The organism is Nocardia sp. NPDC004582 (genome assembly GCF_053602115.1).
Genome location: NZ_JBSGCY010000010.1, coordinates 74,900 through 89,483, shown reverse-complemented (window position 1 = coordinate 89,483; position 14,584 = coordinate 74,900). Strand labels below are relative to the sequence as shown.

At 69.3% G+C, this 14,584-nt stretch carries 15 protein-coding genes; 12 read left to right on the top strand and 3 right to left on the bottom strand.

Features of this window, described 5'->3' with window-relative positions:
• The 5 genes from ACWELJ_RS05575 to ACWELJ_RS05555 form a co-directional block, all read left to right on the top strand.
• The coding region (locus ACWELJ_RS05575) for an ATP-binding protein (protein WP_452364980.1) at positions 1–1,020 on the top strand (1,020 nt) is incomplete at its 5' end.
• Positions 1,017–1,451 carry a roadblock/LC7 domain-containing protein gene (locus ACWELJ_RS05570; RefSeq protein ID WP_452364979.1) on the top strand — a complete coding sequence of 145 codons (435 nt, stop codon included), beginning with the start codon at positions 1,017–1,019 and terminating at the stop codon, positions 1,449–1,451. The genes ACWELJ_RS05575 and ACWELJ_RS05570, both read left to right, overlap by 4 nt.
• A complete protein-coding gene (locus ACWELJ_RS05565) occupies positions 1,448–1,795 on the top strand; it encodes a DUF742 domain-containing protein (protein WP_452364978.1) in 348 nt (115 codons plus the stop codon). The genes ACWELJ_RS05570 and ACWELJ_RS05565 overlap by 4 nt, the downstream gene beginning before the upstream one ends.
• A complete protein-coding gene (locus ACWELJ_RS05560) occupies positions 1,770–2,366 on the top strand; it encodes a GTP-binding protein (protein ID WP_357276762.1) in 597 nt (198 codons plus the stop codon). The genes ACWELJ_RS05565 and ACWELJ_RS05560 overlap by 26 nt, the downstream gene beginning before the upstream one ends.
• Positions 2,367–2,511: 145 nt before the next feature.
• A complete protein-coding gene (locus ACWELJ_RS05555) occupies positions 2,512–3,303 on the top strand; it encodes an alpha/beta fold hydrolase (RefSeq protein ID WP_452364977.1) in 792 nt (263 codons plus the stop codon).
• Here the strand turns inward: ACWELJ_RS05555 and ACWELJ_RS05550 are convergent, their stop codons facing one another.
• On the bottom strand, positions 3,304–4,119 hold the full coding sequence (locus ACWELJ_RS05550) for an MmyB family transcriptional regulator (RefSeq protein WP_452364976.1): 816 nt from the start codon (positions 4,117–4,119) through the stop codon (positions 3,304–3,306).
• Positions 4,120–4,387: 268 nt separating this feature from the next.
• On the opposite strand from ACWELJ_RS05550, the gene ACWELJ_RS05545 reads away from it, so the two are divergent.
• From ACWELJ_RS05545 to ACWELJ_RS05530, 4 genes are read left to right on the top strand one after another with little or no spacing between them, the layout of a single operon-like run.
• Positions 4,388–5,569 (top strand): 2-deoxy-scyllo-inosose synthase, encoded by a 1,182-nt coding sequence (locus ACWELJ_RS05545; protein WP_452364975.1) that lies wholly within the window; start codon positions 4,388–4,390, stop codon positions 5,567–5,569.
• A 7-nt stretch (positions 5,570–5,576) separates the two neighbouring features.
• Positions 5,577–6,860, top strand: coding sequence for a DegT/DnrJ/EryC1/StrS family aminotransferase (locus tag ACWELJ_RS05540; RefSeq protein WP_452364974.1), 1,284 nt, complete (start codon positions 5,577–5,579; stop codon positions 6,858–6,860).
• A complete protein-coding gene (locus ACWELJ_RS05535; RefSeq protein WP_452364973.1) occupies positions 6,857–8,062 on the top strand; it encodes a GNAT family N-acetyltransferase in 1,206 nt (401 codons plus the stop codon). The genes ACWELJ_RS05540 and ACWELJ_RS05535 overlap by 4 nt, the downstream gene beginning before the upstream one ends.
• A gap of 21 nt (positions 8,063–8,083) precedes the next feature.
• A complete protein-coding gene (locus tag ACWELJ_RS05530; protein ID WP_452364972.1) occupies positions 8,084–9,262 on the top strand; it encodes a cytochrome P450 in 1,179 nt (392 codons plus the stop codon).
• On the opposite strand, the gene ACWELJ_RS05525 is transcribed toward ACWELJ_RS05530, so the two are convergent.
• Complete coding sequence (locus ACWELJ_RS05525) at positions 9,237–10,229, bottom strand: GlxA family transcriptional regulator (RefSeq protein ID WP_452364971.1); 993 nt, start codon at positions 10,227–10,229, stop codon at positions 9,237–9,239. The two genes, ACWELJ_RS05530 and ACWELJ_RS05525, sit on opposite strands and share 26 nt — an antisense overlap.
• An 85-nt stretch (positions 10,230–10,314) precedes the next feature.
• On the opposite strand from ACWELJ_RS05525, the gene ACWELJ_RS05520 reads away from it, so the two are divergent.
• From ACWELJ_RS05520 to ACWELJ_RS05510, 3 genes are all read left to right on the top strand, one after another.
• Positions 10,315–11,127, top strand: a complete 813-nt coding sequence (locus ACWELJ_RS05520) for a dienelactone hydrolase family protein (protein ID WP_452364970.1) — start codon at positions 10,315–10,317, stop codon at positions 11,125–11,127.
• Positions 11,128–11,415: 288 nt separating this feature from the next.
• Positions 11,416–12,594, top strand: a complete 1,179-nt coding sequence (locus ACWELJ_RS05515; protein ID WP_452364969.1) for a Cmx/CmrA family chloramphenicol efflux MFS transporter — start codon at positions 11,416–11,418, stop codon at positions 12,592–12,594.
• A gap of 192 nt (positions 12,595–12,786) precedes the next feature.
• Positions 12,787–13,713, top strand: coding sequence for a DUF808 domain-containing protein (locus ACWELJ_RS05510; RefSeq protein WP_452364968.1), 927 nt, complete (start codon positions 12,787–12,789; stop codon positions 13,711–13,713).
• A gap of 412 nt (positions 13,714–14,125) precedes the next feature.
• Here ACWELJ_RS05510 and ACWELJ_RS05505 read toward each other — a convergent pair whose 3' ends face one another.
• On the bottom strand, positions 14,126–14,566 hold the full coding sequence (locus tag ACWELJ_RS05505) for a nuclear transport factor 2 family protein (protein ID WP_452364967.1): 441 nt from the start codon (positions 14,564–14,566) through the stop codon (positions 14,126–14,128).
• Positions 14,567–14,584 lie beyond the last annotated feature (18 nt).

Below are 14,584 nucleotides of genomic sequence, written 5' to 3'. Positions count from 1 at the left end.
GAAGGCGCGGCCCGCGACGCCACCTCCGCGGCCGTGCGCGCGTTCGGCGCGTCCGTGGTGAGCCTGGGCGCCGACGTCAGCCAGGTGGTCAGCGCCGCGCTGCGCCGCCACCGCAATGACGAGACCTTCGAAACCCTGACCCGCATCGACCATTCCGTGCAGCAGATGATCCGCCAGGCGCAGTCCTATGTGATCGTCTGTGGTGGTCTGCCCGGCCGCCGCTGGCCGCAGCAGGCCCTCACCGATGTCGTGGGCGGGGCCACCGGCCGCGTGCGCGACTACACCCGGGTGCGCTCGGGCGAGTTGGACCGCCCGGTGGTGAGCCGCGTGGTCGAGCCGCTGGTGCACACCATCGCGACGCTGCTGGACAACGCGCTGCGCTACTCGCCGCCGACCTCGTACGTGGACATCGGTTTCCAGGAGGGCCACCACGGCGTCACCGTCATCATCGATGACGCCGGCGTCCGGATGAACCCCGAACAGCTCGAGGAGACCCGCCGCGTGCTGGCCGGCGACCAGGTCGTCGACATCCACGCGCTGGGCCCGACGCCGCGCGTCGGCTTCCCCGGTGTGGCCGCGCTGGCGCGCCGCTACGGGTTCTCGGTCTACATCGACGGCCCGAACATGTACGGCGGTATGCGTGCCATGGTGTTCATCCCCGAAACCCTGCTGGCCGCCCCGGCCCCCGCGCAGCTGACCGCGCCGGCCCCGGTGCCGATGACCGTGGCGCCCGCAGCGCCGGTCCCGACTCCGGCGCCCGCGCCCACCCGGCTGCCCACCCCCGATCCCGATCCCGAACCCACGGTGGTGGCCATGGACTCGGTCGCACCCCAGGAACTGACCTCCGGCGGCCTGCCTCGACGGCGCCGCCGCTCCGCGACGGTGGCCCTGGCCACCGCCGGCCCGGACGCCGCGGACGCCACCGCCTCCGCCCGTCCCGATATCGCCGCTGCCTGGCACAGCGGCTCCCAGCGCGGTCGTGCGGCCGCGTACGAGCACTCCGAAGGGATGACATCGTGACCGGTACGCCCGCGACGGCAGTGAGTGATACCAACCGGCTGGCCTGGCTGCTCGAGGATCTCGAGGCCCCCGGTGTCCGGTTCGCCGTGCTGCTGTCCGAGGACGGCCTGCGCATCGCTCACACCGGTGGCGTCAGCATCGATGACGCCGAGCGGTTCGCCGCCGCGGCGTCGGGGCTGCGGGCCCTGGGCAAGGCGCTCGCCGAATTCTGCGGCGGTTCGGCCGGTAACTCGGTGCGCCAGAACATGACCGAGTACGCCGACGGCATGATCTTCATCACCGCCGCCGGAGCCGGTGCGCTGCTGGGGGTCTCGACCACCCAGGACGTGGACGTCAGCCTGGTCGCGCATCGGATGAACGAACTGGCCGGGCGGGTCGGGCGAGAACTCGGCAGTACGTCGCGGACCAGAGTGGATCTGCCGCGGTCATGAGCCGGCCCCGGCGCGATCCCGATCTGGTCCGGGCCTACGTGCGCACCGGCGGCCGATCGCGTCCGAGTCGGGCGCTGGATCTGGTCAGTCTGGTGATCGCGGTGTCCGACCCGCCCCCCGGCGCGTCCCCGGACGTCCGCCGCATCCTGCAGATCGCCCGGCGCGGGGTGCTGACCCCCGCCGAGCTGGCCGCCTACCTGGATCTGCCGCCGTCGGTGGTGAAGATCCTGGTGGCGGATCTGCTCGACAGCGGCCATCTGGCCCACCCTGCCCCGGTGGAGGCGCTGCCGGGACAAGCCCTCTTGGAGGAGGTACTCCATGGACTCCGCGCTCTCTCCGCATGAGCGCGTCGTCGACTATGTGCCGGAGACCGTCACCCGCACCGTGAAGTTGCTGGTGGCGGGGAACTTCGGCGTCGGGAAGACCACGTTCGTAGGCAGTGTGTCCGAGATTCGGCCGCTGCGCACCGAGGAGACGATCACCGAGGCCAGCGTCGGTGTCGACGATATGGCCGGGTTGCCGGGCAAGACCACCACCACGGTGGCCATGGACTTCGGCCGCATCACCCTCAATCCCCGCTTGGCCCTGTATCTTTTCGGCACGCCCGGCCAGCGCCGGTTCGTGCCCATCTGGGAGGACCTGGCCGTCGGCGCGCTGGGCGCGCTGGTGCTGGTGGACACCCGCCGCCTGGACAAGGCCGACGAGGCGCTGTCGATCCTCGAGGAGCGCGGCGTGCCGTACGCGGTGGCCGTCAACGACTTCGACGGCGCGCCCCGCCACCCGCTCGAGGAGATCCGCGAGGCCCTCGATCTGGATCCGGACACCCCGCTGCTGCGTCTGGACGCCCGCGACCGCAACCCCTGCCTGCAGGCGCTGATCACTCTGGTCGAGTACCTGCTGGAGCCCCGCGTCTAGCCGTATTTTCTACGGGCGGAACATCATTCGTGGTGGGAGGCCCGTAGCGGCGGGCCGCGTGACGGATCTCGCAAGGACGGTCACCCGGTGTGGAATCTGCTGTACGGTGAGCGATTCCTGCAGGGTGAACTGAAGGAGTTTCGGAATGCCGTTTGCGAGCAGAGGTTCGGTGAAGATCCACTACACCGATACCGGCGGGCCTGGTCCGGCGGTGGTGCTCGGGCACGGGCTGTTCATGGATCAGGCGATGTTCGCGCCCCAGATCGAGGCGCTCACACCCGACTACCGGATCATCGCCATCGATTCGCGCGGGCACGGCGAGACCGAGGACGACGACACTCCGTTCAGCTATTGGGATCTCGCCCGCGACGCCTGGGCGGTGGTGGACGAACTGGGCCTGGACCGGGTCGTGGTGGGCGGGGTCGGCCACGGCGGTTTCACGGCCCTGCGCATGGCGCTGCTGGCCCAGCCGCGGGTCGCGGGACTGATCGTGGTCGGCTGCAGCGGCACCGCCATGACCGCGCAACGCCGCGCCGGGTACCGGGAGGTGCTCGAGCAGTGGACCAGCGGCGCCACCCCGAGCCCGACCATCCGGATGGTGGGCTCGCTCATGGTCGGCGGCACCGTCGAGGAGCAGCAGCCGTGGCGCGACAAATGGGAAGCCGCGCACCGCGAACGGATCCGGCTGGCCGGGGAATGCCTGGTCAACCGGGACACGGTGCTCGAGCTGCTGGGCGAGATCCGCTGTCCGGCGCTGGTGCTGCGCGGGCTGGCCGATCAGGCGATCAGCGCCGAGCAGGTCGAGGAAATGGCCGCGGCCCTGGGCAATCCGGTGCCGGTGCACACCATCGCCGGCGCCGCCATGACCCCCACCCTCACCCATCCCGGGGAAGTCAACGCGCTGCTGCGCGGGTTCCTCGCGGGAGTGCCCCGCTGATCACCGCTCGAGCAGCAGCCCGATGAACAGCTGGTGCGCCGGGCCGGGCGCGGTCGAGCGATAGCGCTGCACCCGCACGTCGAACACCGTGGCGGTGCGGGGATTCCGCAGCGTGAAGGTGGGGTCCTGGCGGCCGATGTGCACGTGCCCCTCGTTCCACAGCCGCCGGAAGTCGGGCTGCTCGCCCAATTCCCGCAGCAGCCCGTCGAGCTCGCCCCGGCACGGGGCCCCGGCGGCGTAGGCGCGGAAGCGCCCGACCATCAACCGCGCCTCACCCTCCCACTCCTCGAGCACGATGCGCGCCCGCGGGTCGGTGAACATCCAGCGCAGCACGTGCCCGCGGCCCGACAGTCCCGGCAGCGCCTCGTCGAAGGCGCTGTTGCAGGCCACCACATTCCAGCCGTCGTCGATGGCGGCCGCCAGATGCGGCAGCAGTGCGTCGAGCGTGGTGCGCACCGCGGCCGCCGCCTCGTCACCGTGACGCAACGCCCGCGCCGACGACCCGGCCGGACGCTGCTGGGCCAAGTGGTAGAGGTGCACGCGTTCGGCCGCGTCCAGCTCGAGCACGGTGGCCAGCGAATCCAGAATGGCCGGGCCGGGATTGAGCGCCTCGCCCTGCTCGATCTTGGCGATGTAGCCCAGACTGGCGTGGGTGGCCTCGGCCAGCTGCTTGCGGGTGAGCCCGACCGGATAGCGGGTACTGGCCCGCGCCCGGCGTTCGCGCACGAACTCCGCCAGCGTGGGCGCGCGCAGCGCCTCGGCGGTCGGCAGCCCGAATTCGTTGTCGGCCAACGGCATCCCTTCGCACACGGTCATCTGCCCCCAGCCTAGGGGGCGGCACCGGCCCGGTGCGCACCGAACGACGACCCGGGGTGGCCGGAGGTGCCGGTACCACCGGCGGTGGTGGCGGCGCAACACCGTGTTTCGCACAGTGGTACTCGCGAATTCGCGTGCACCTGACTGGGGAATCCCAGCGGTTGCCAAGGGGGGAGCGCGCATTCGATATTGGCCGTGCGAGGGTCGGCAATGGCGCCGGCAAGGGAGTCGATGGGGGATCGGCCAATAGCGAGGAGCGGCACCGGAAATGGCCAATACTTCATTGTCGCGCGACGAATCGGGTCTGCGGTCGCGCACGATAGTGATCGGCGAACAATCGTTTCCCTACTATTTCGGCCGCGACTGCGTCGCCGAGATCGGCGCGGCGATCGCCGCCCTGGGACCCGACAAACTGGTGATCGTCACCGACGACGACGTCCGCGCCCGCTACCGTCACCACCTCGACACCCTGGCCGGATCCATTCCCGCGCTGATCCTCTCGCATCCCTCCGGCGAATCGATGAAAACGCTGACCTGCCTGTCCGGTCATCTGGAGACCGCGCTGCGCGCCGGCATCACCCGGCGGTCGGTGGTGGTGTCCTTCGGCGGCGGGGTGCCCGGGAATCTCGCCGGGCTGATGGCGAATTTGCTGTTCCGGGGTGTCCGCCTGGTGCACGTGCCGACCACCACCATCGCGGCCATGGATTCGGTGCTGTCACTCAAGCAGGCGATCAACTCCGGTGTCGGGAAGAATCATCTGGGCACCTATTACGCGCCCGCAGCGGTATTCACCGACGTCGAACTGTTCACCAGCCTGCCGGAGCGTGAATTGCGTTCCGGGCTGTGCGAAATGGCGAAGAATTGCCTCGCGATCCAGCCGTCGGCGCTGGACCGCTTGCGGCGGGTCATCGCGGCGGGCGAATTGAGCAGCCCGCATTCGCTGCTGTGGCTGCTGGACGCGAGCATCGAAGCGAAATCCGCCGTCACCCGCGCCGATACCTTCGAGCGTCGCGCCGGGCTGGTTCTGGAATACGGGCACACCACCGGGCACGCCATCGAGATCTGCGATCACCGGGTGCGCGGCGTCGCGGGGCTGCCGCACGGCGCGGCGATTGCGCTGGGAATGCTGGTGGCCGCGCATATCTCGCACGCGCGCGGATGGCTGTCCGACGACGAGGTGAGCGTGCACTACGAGATCGTCACCGGGCTCGGCGTGGAACCCGCCCTGCCCGCGGCGGTGAGCGTCGACGATGTGCTCGCGGTGATCGCCGACGACAACAAGAAGGGATACCTGCCGCCGCGACCCGCCGCGGTGCCGTTCGTGCTGCTGCGCTCGCTGGGCCGCCCGGCGCTCACCGGGGACCTGCCGCTGGTGCCGGTGGAGGCGTCGGAGATCCGGGCCGCGCTCGATGTCATCGCCCGGGCGTCCGTGCCGGTCGTGGTCGGGTAGGCGCGTCATGCTCGCACTGCACGGCGGCGCGTCGGTCCGCGGCGGACGGACCTGGCCGCGCTGGCCGCAATACGACAATCGGACCGCGGCGGAACTGCTTGCCGCGCTGCACTCCTCGCGCTGGTCGGTGACCTGGTACAGCCCGCGCGGCGGCAAATCCCGCGAACGGCTCTTCGCCGAGGCGTTCGCCCGCTACAACGACGCCGCCCACGGGGTCAGCGTGGACCACGGGTCCAGTGCGCTGGTGATCGCGTTGGAGGCGTTGGGCATCGGGCCCGGTGACGAGGTGGTCGTGCCCGCCATGACCTGGGTCGCCCCGGCGACGGCGGTGCTGCGGGTGGGCGCGATCCCGGTGCTCGCCGACGTCGATCCCGACACCGGCTGTCTGAGCGGCGACGAACTGCGTGCGGTCGTCTCGCCGCGCACGCGGGCGGTGATCGTGGTGCATCTGGCCTGCACCGCGGCCGAACTCGACGACATCGTGGCGGTCACGCGTGACCAGGGGCTCGCGTTGATCGAGGACTGTTCGCAGGCGCACGGTACCCGGTGGGCCGGACGCGCGGTCGGGACCTTCGGCGCGATCGGGGTGTTCAGCCTCGGCGCGGCCAAGTCGCTCGCCGCGGGCGAGGCCGGGGCCGCGATCACCGACCGCTACGACCTGTACGAGCGAATGCTCATGCTGCGCGCCGACTCTCGCGCGTACACGCCGGACGCGCCCGCCGCCGGGGAGTTCGAACTCGTCGAACAGGCCACCGTCATGGGCGCGAACTACTGCATGTCCGAACTCACCGCGGGGCTGCTGCTGGATCAGCTGCCGCGCCTGGACGCCCAGCACGCGCTGCGTGAGGCGCGGGCCAAGGACCTGGAGGCCGGACTCCCCGGCATTCCCGGCCTCGAACCCGTCCCCGTGCCCGCGGCGGTGGATCGGCGCGCCATCTACGAGTATGGAATCCGTCTGCGGCCCGGCGCTTTCGGACTCGCCACCGTCGATCAGGTGGCCGTGGCGCTCACCGCCGAACTCGGCACCAAGGTCTACCCGCCCCGCGACCCACTGCACCGCAGCGCGCTGCTGCGCCCGCAGACCAAACCCCGCTTCGCGCGGCGCTGGGCCGAGGCCATGGAACGCGCCACCGGACGCGACTTCACCGGCGCCGACCACTATCGCGACCACACTCTGCTCCTGCATCACAGCGTGCTGCTGGGCGAGCGCTCCGACATCGACGACATCCTCACCGCGCTGGACAAGGTGCGCGCCCACGCCGCCACCCTGCACCCGAAAGGCCTGGCATGACCTCCGAACTCATGGCCGACTGGCAGAGCCGCACCATCGACGGGATCCGGACCCGCCGTGCCGTCGACACCGACTGGGAGGCGCTGCGCGGGCGCTACGACCGCGCGTTCGGGGGTGTGAAGACCCACGATTTCGAGTCGTGGAAACAGCAGTTCCGGCTCGAGGACATCGCCGTGGTGGAGGATGTCACCGAGGCCGGCGAGCCGCGCATCGTGGGGACGGCGGCCATCATCCGCACCACGGTGACCGCGCCGGGCGGGGCGCAGCTGACCGTCGCGGCCTGTGCGCAGGGGATGGTCGCGACCACCCACCAGAAACGTGGAATCTATGCCAAGGTGCAGGCCGAGTTGATGGCCATCGCCATGGAGACCGAAGCCGAGGTGTTCGCGGCCATGCCCGGGCCCGGTGGCAGTTACGCCTATGTCGGCGTCACGACGCATACCCGGCATCTGCGGATCGATCGCGGGCGCGCGAAACTCCGGGCGGCCGAACCGGATTCGGGCCGGGTGCGGGAATCGCTGTACGCCGAATCGATGGGGGAGCTGCGGCGGCTCTACGCCCGCTGGCAGCAGGTCACGCCCGGGGCGCTCGATCGCGCCGACTGCTGGTGGCCCAGCGCGATGCACCCGCGAGCGTTCGTCTTGACGCACCCGGACGGTTACGTCGTCTACGAACTCGCCGCCGACACCGTGCAGGTGCGCGACTTCTGCGCGCTCACCGTGCCCGCCCACCGCGAGCTGCTGCGTTGCCTGCTCGGACAGGGCGAGTACGCCCGGATCCTGCTCGACACCGCGGTCGACGACCCCACCCCGCTGCTGCTCGAGGACGCTCGCGCCGCCGCGGTGACCGGCGTCGATGCCGGGTTGTCGACGTGGATCCTCAACCTGCCCACGGCCATCGGCGCGCGCGCGTTCCGTGGCGACTTCCACGGCGTCATCGAGCTCGCCGACCCGTGGGGTCTGAGCAGCGGCACCTACGCCCTCGACATCACCGGCGGCCACGGCGCCTGGACGCCCGCGGACGGGGCGCCCGCGGATGTCCGCATCGGTCCGCTCGAACTCACCACCGCCTACTTCGGCACCCACTCCATCAGCGAATTCGAGCGCGCGGGACGCGTGCGATCACTCACCGCGGGTGCCGCCGACGCGCTCGACCGTGCCTTCGCCACCACGCGGAAACCCTTCAACACCACACCCTTCTGAACGCATCCGAGGACACCACCGATGACTACCACCCCCGCCGAACCCCGGCCCGCCGACGGGCCCGCGCGCGACACGACCCCGTCGGTCTGCCCGGTCACCGGCGTCGTCGGCTCCGGCATCACCCGCACCACCACGCCCACCGGCGACACCGCCTGGCTGGCCACCGGCTACGACCTGGTGCGCGACCTGTTCACCGAGCCGCGGCTGGGCCGCTCGCACCGCACCCCGGAAACCGCGGCGCGCCTGGGGGAGTCGGCCTTCTCCGGCGGACCGATCGGCAACTTCGATACCGAACTCGACGACCACGCCCGCATGCGCACCCTGCTGCAACCGCACTTCTCACCCAAACGCATGCGGGAACTGCGACCGCGCGTGGAACAACTCACCACCGAACTCCTCGACGCCATGGAGGATCAGGGCCCGCCCGCCGACCTGCAGGCCGCCCTCGCGCTCCCGCTGCCGCTGCTGGTGATCTGCGAACTGCTCGGCGTCCCCTACGCGGATCGCAACCGCTTCCGCGACTGGGTCGATGCCGTCGGCAATGTCGCCGACCGCGCCAAGGTCGAGCAGGGCGTCGCCGAACTGTTCGCCTACTGCCTGCACCTGGTCGGGCGCAAACGCCGCGACCCCGGCGACGACGTGGTGTCGCGCCTGTGCGCCGTCGACGGCGTCACCGACGACGAAATCGCCACGCACGCCATGGTTCTGCTGTTCGCCGGCCACGAGACCTCCGCCGTGCAGATCGGCGTCGGCATCCGCATGCTGCTCGAGCACCCCGCCCAGTTCCGGCTGCTGCACGAGCGCCCCGACCTGGTCGCCTCCGCCGCCGAGGAACTCCTGCGCGCCTGCGATGCCAGTAGCCTGCCCCGCTACGCCCGCCACGCCCTGACGGTCGACGACACCGACATCGCCGGCGGCGACCTGGTCCTGCTCGGCGTTGCCTCCGCCAACCACGACCGCACCACCTTCACCGATCCCGAGCGGGTCGACATCACCCGTCAGGAATCGGCCCACTTCATGTTCGGCTACGGCCCCCGCTACTGCCTGGGCGCACCGTTGGCGCGCCTCGAACTCCAGATCGCGTTCTCCCAGTTGGCAACCCGCTTCCCGACCCTTGCCTTCGCGGTGGACCCGGCCACGCTGACCGAACGCGACGACGTCTTCACCGGTGGGCTCACCGCGTTGCCGGTGCGGTGGTAGCGGAGCGTTGGAAGGCGGTCCGGTACTCGCCCGGCGCGCAACCCGTGTGCCGTCGGAAGAGTTTGGCGAAGGTCGCGGCGTCGCGATACCCGACGAGATGACTGATCCTCGCCACCGAATGGTCGGTCTCCTCCAGGAGCAGGCCCGCCCGCCGGACCCTGGCGCGCTGAAGGTATTCCAAGGGCGTCTGCTGCGTTTCGCTGGTGAAGCGGCGCAGCAGCGTCCGCGGGCTGACGCCGACAACCGCGGCCAGCGCATCGAGGTCGTAGCGCTGGTCGAGATGGCGGTCCAGGTATCGAGTCACCTCGCGTGACAGCGGACCGCCGCGGCGGGCGGGAACGAGTGCTGGATCGGCATAGGGGGTTTGCCGCGTCCGGGTGTCGTCCAGCAACGTCAATCTCGCGGTCGCCCGCGCCACTCGATCGCCGTGGTGTTCGCGCACCAGCGTCAGCGCCAGGTCATACATCGCGCTGAACGCGGCCGTGGTGATCACCTCCGCGTCGGCGGCCACCACGGTGCGCTCGGCCGCGACGCTGACATCCGGATACGTCTGGGCCAATTCATGCGCGTAGAGCCACGACGTGGTCGCCTCACGACCGGCGAGCAGCCCGGCCTCCGCCAGCAGGAACGCCCCGACACAAATCGACACCACTTTCGTCCCCTGCGCCCGAAACCTCTGGATCGCGGCGATCTCCGGCCCCAATCGCGACCGGACTCCGGTAAACGCTGCGGCGGAACCGGTTTCGAACCCGGGCACGATCAGCACATCCACTTCGCGGAGCGCCGACACCGCGACCCGCAGCCCACCCGCCGCGACAACCTGCCGCCGGGGCGACATCACCACGATCTCCGGCGCCTGCCCCGCCGGAGCCACCTGCGCCGCGATCGTGAGCAGATCCGGCACCGAATAGACCTGCGACCCGAAACATCCGGGATACGCGAGCACTCCCACCCGCAACCGCGTCACCGCCCACCGCCTCTGGCCAGATCACCCTCATACCTGGCGATCCAGCCTATGTGAAGACCCGCCCCCGCGCCCTACCGTCCTGGTCATGGACCACGACGACCCCCTCGACGACTTCACCCGGCGAGCTGTCACCGTCGACGACATCACCAAGATCGTCTACGTGGCCGGCGCCGGCCCCGCCGTCATCCTCATGCCCGAAATGCCAGGCATAAGCCCTGACGTCGCCCGCTTCGCCCGCTGGATCCGAGACGCCGGCTTCACCGTCCACCTGCCCTCCCTCTTCGGCGTCGACGGCGCCTATCCCACCGTGGAACTCGGCAAACAGGTCTACAACCACATCTGCGTCAGCGCCGAGTTCCGAGTCCTCGCCGGCACCGGCACCAGCCCCGTCGTCAGCTGGCTCCGCGGCCTGGCCCGCCTGGCCCACCAAGAATGCGGCGGCCCCGGGGTAGGCGCCATCGGCCTGTGCCTGACCGGAAACTTCGCCCTCACCATGACCCTCGACCCCGCCGTCATAGCCCCCGTGATCAACCACCCCTCCCTCCCTTTCGACGACCCCGCCGCCCTCGAACTCTCCCCAGCCGACGCCGCCGCCATCGCCGCCCGCTTCGAACGCGAAGACCTCCGAGCCCTCGGCTACCGCTTCGAAGGCGACAAATGGTGCACAGCAGCCAGATTCACCGCCTACCACTCCCTGCTGGGCGACCGCTTCAACGCCCGAGTCCTCCCCGCCTCCCAAGCCAACCCCACCCCACCCCCCTTCTTCGCCCACACCGTCCAAACCCCCCACAGCGTCGTAACCGCCCACCTCGTAGACAAACCCGGCCACCCCACCCTCCAGGCCCGAGACGAAATCCTCGCCTTCCTGACCACCCGCCTAACCGAGCCCGCGCCCTAGCTGTTGCGGGCCATGACTGCAGTTGCTGCTTCGGTTTGCTGCGGGTGGGTTAGGGTGGCGGAGTGAGTTCTCCGGAGGCGTCCAGAAGGTAGCCGCTCGGCCTGTGGGCCGGGCGGCGTTGTGAGTGTTGTTCCCGCCGGTCGCTGAGCGACTGGCGTGGTTTGGGTTTCTCGCAACGCCGGATGATGTCGTTTCTTGCTGTCGGGCGGATGGTCCGCCCGATTCCGCAACCCATCTCGGGTGCCGTGAATATGACTGCGGCGCCTTGTATCCGGAGAGATCTCTGTTATGCCCGTTGTGGTGTTTGTACTGGCCGTCGCGGTTTTCGCGCAGGGCACGTCTGAATTCATGGTGTCGGGACTGCTGGAGCAGATCGCGACAGATGTCGGGGTGTCGCTCGGTGCCGCTGGATTGCTGACCGCATTGTTCGCGGTCGGCATGGTGGTGGGAGCGCCGGTGATGGCGATCGTGGCGGGCCGGTTGCCCGTCAGGTACGCGGTGACAGCATTTTTGGGTTTGTTCTGTGCCGCACATGTTGTTGGTGCCACCGCGACCGGATTCGCGGTGCTACTGGTGACGCGCGTTGTCGCGGCGGTCGCCAATGCCGGGTTCTTGGCAATCGTGCTGGCCGCGTTGCCAAGGTTGGTGGGCCCCGCGGTTCTCGGGCGCGCGACCTCGGTGGTGGTGTCCGGTGTGACGGTGGCCTGCATCGCGGGTGTTCCCGCAGGCACGTTGCTGGGGCGGGTTTGGGGGTGGCGTTCCGCGTTCTGGGCTGTTGCCGTTATCAGCGCGGTAGCGCTCGTGCCGGTATGGACGATGTTGGGTGAGGTGTGCGACCGCGTGACGTCGGACGGGCAGGCACGGCCGATGCGGCGCGAATGGTCGGTGCTGCTGCAGCGGCCGGTTCTGATCGCCGCCCTGGCGGGGGTTTTGGTCAACGCGGCAACCTTCGCCGGGTTCACCTATCTCGGCGCCGTCACGACCGACATCGCTGGGGGTGATCGGTGGGTTCCGGTGGTATTGGCCTTGTTTGGTGTCGGCTCGTTTTTCGGAGTGATGGTCACTGGTCGCCACAGTGACCGCCATCAGCGGCGAATCATCCTTGCCGGAACAGTCGTACTCGCCGGAGTCTGGCTGCTGACCGCTGTGACCGCGCATGCGCTGATCGGGGTGCTGGTCATGTCGGTGGCGGCGGGTGCGGTCGCGTTCGGTGTCGGTTCGACGCTGATCGCGACGATCGTGCAGACGGCTACACCGGCGGCGCCGCGGATCGCCGGTGCAGTGGCGACCACCGCGTTGAACATCGGTGCCGTTCTCGGCCCAGCCGCCGCCGGTCTGCTCGTCGACCGCACCGATCACCCCACGTCGGCGTTCTGGTGCAGTGCCGCTTTCACCACGACGGCGGTGGCTGTCGCTGTGATCGGCCTGCGTGGGCGCGTTACGGCGATGGGAATCTCACGCCAGTAAGCGAGTGGGTCAACAGATTTCGCCGGGGCTGGATCCGATGCCGTGGGTTCGCCGACCGCCTGCCCATCGGCGTCACAAACGTCAGGGCCTCACACCCCTAGCGCGAGAAATCGCCCGCCATCCGCGCGGCGCTGATCGCCGCCATGTCGAGCCGTTCGTGTTGACCGCTGTTGGGCCGGTAACCTGCCGGGCATGAGCGCAGGCCTATTCGGACTCCTCGATGACGTGGCCGCGCTGGCCCGGCTCGCGGCGGCATCCATCGATGACATCGGCGCGGCCACCGGGCGGGCGACCGCCAAGGCCGCGGGCGTGGTCATCGACGACACCGCCGTGACCCCGCAGTATGTGCACGGCATCACCGCTGACCGCGAGCTTCCGATGATCAAGCGGATCGCGATCGGGTCGCTGCGCAACAAGCTGGTCTTCATTCTTCCGGCGGCGCTGATCCTCAGCCAGTTCGCGCCCTGGCTCCTCACGCCCATCCTGATGCTCGGCGCCGGCTACCTGTGCTTCGAAGGCGCCGAGAAGGTGCTGGGCCGGTTCCTGCACCACGACAGCCACGGCCCCGAGTCCGACGCTGCCGCCGACGAGCAGACGATGACCGCGAGCGCCATCCGCACCGATTTCATCCTGTCCGCCGAGATCATGGTGATCGCCCTCAACGAGGTCGCCCACCAGTCGTTCATCCCCCGGCTGATCATCCTCGCCATCGTCGCCGTGGTCATCACCGCGGCGGTGTACGGCGTGGTCGGCGTCATCGTGAAGATGGACGATGCCGGCCTGGCATTGGCCCAGCGCTCCTCACGGTTCGCGCAGACCGTCGGTCGCGGACTGGTGACGGGGATGCCTAAATTGCTGTCCGCGCTGTCGATCATCGGCACGGTCGCGATGCTCTGGGTCGGCGGGCACATCCTGCTCACCGGCACCGACACTCTCGGCTGGCACTCCCCGTACGCGGTGGTGCACCACGCCGAGGAAGCTGTCCGCGACGCCGTCGCAGGCATCGGCGGACTGCTGGCCTGGCTGACCAATACGGCCGCGTCGGCGGTCATCGGATTCGCCGTCGGCACCATCGTGATGCTGATCGTGCAGGCGCTGCCTTTCAAGAAGCAGCACTGATTCGCGCCGCGCTCACGCCAGGCAGATCAAGAAATCTCTGACGTCGACAGCGGGCGGAAGAATCCAGGGCAAGCAGGGTAGAGCGGAAAAACCGGCCATGGCTTCGTGCTGGTGCTCCGCTACGGGGCCGGGAGAAGGTTCGGCCGCGGCTACCCCCGCACCGCCGGTAATGACGCACGCAATCGCCAGACCTGCTGCTGCCAGTGCACTCCATTTCTCGGTCATGACAACCTCGCTGTAGTAGTACCGGGCGACCTCGCCCAGCGCACCCGACTGCTGTCGGACCACTGAACGGGTCGACCCGGCGGGAGAGGAATGCCCGAACATCAATTAACCCGCTCCGGAGCGATCTTCCGCAACAGAATCGATGATGTCGCCCGAGGGGTCTGGGATAAGGGAACGCGGGGTCGCTTCAGCGCCAGCGGTTCTCCAGCAGCTGCCAGCTGTCGCTGACCGACTCCATGGCCTCATAGCTGCGGGTGTAGCCGGTCTTGCTGATTCGCCAGACGCCGTCGTCGCAGCGCCGGTATTCGTCGGAGTAGAAGGCGGCGCCGGTCAGGATCTGACGTTGTTCGGTGAAGATCACCTGGTCGGTGAGATACCAGATGCCGGTGGCGCTATCGCCGTCGATATCGATTTCGGGGTGATGGCAGTTGTGGACGGTGATGATCGCCGCGGTCAAACTGTTTCGCATATGACCGACCAATTCGTCGCGATCGGCGAATGACAGGCGGTGACCGTATTCGGCGGTGACATCGGGGGTGAGGGTGTCGGCGAACTCGTCCCAATTCTTCAGGTCCAGCGCCCGCAGATACCGGTACTTCAGCCGGCGAATCGACTCGATCGTGTCCATGTTCTTCTCCTCGGGATG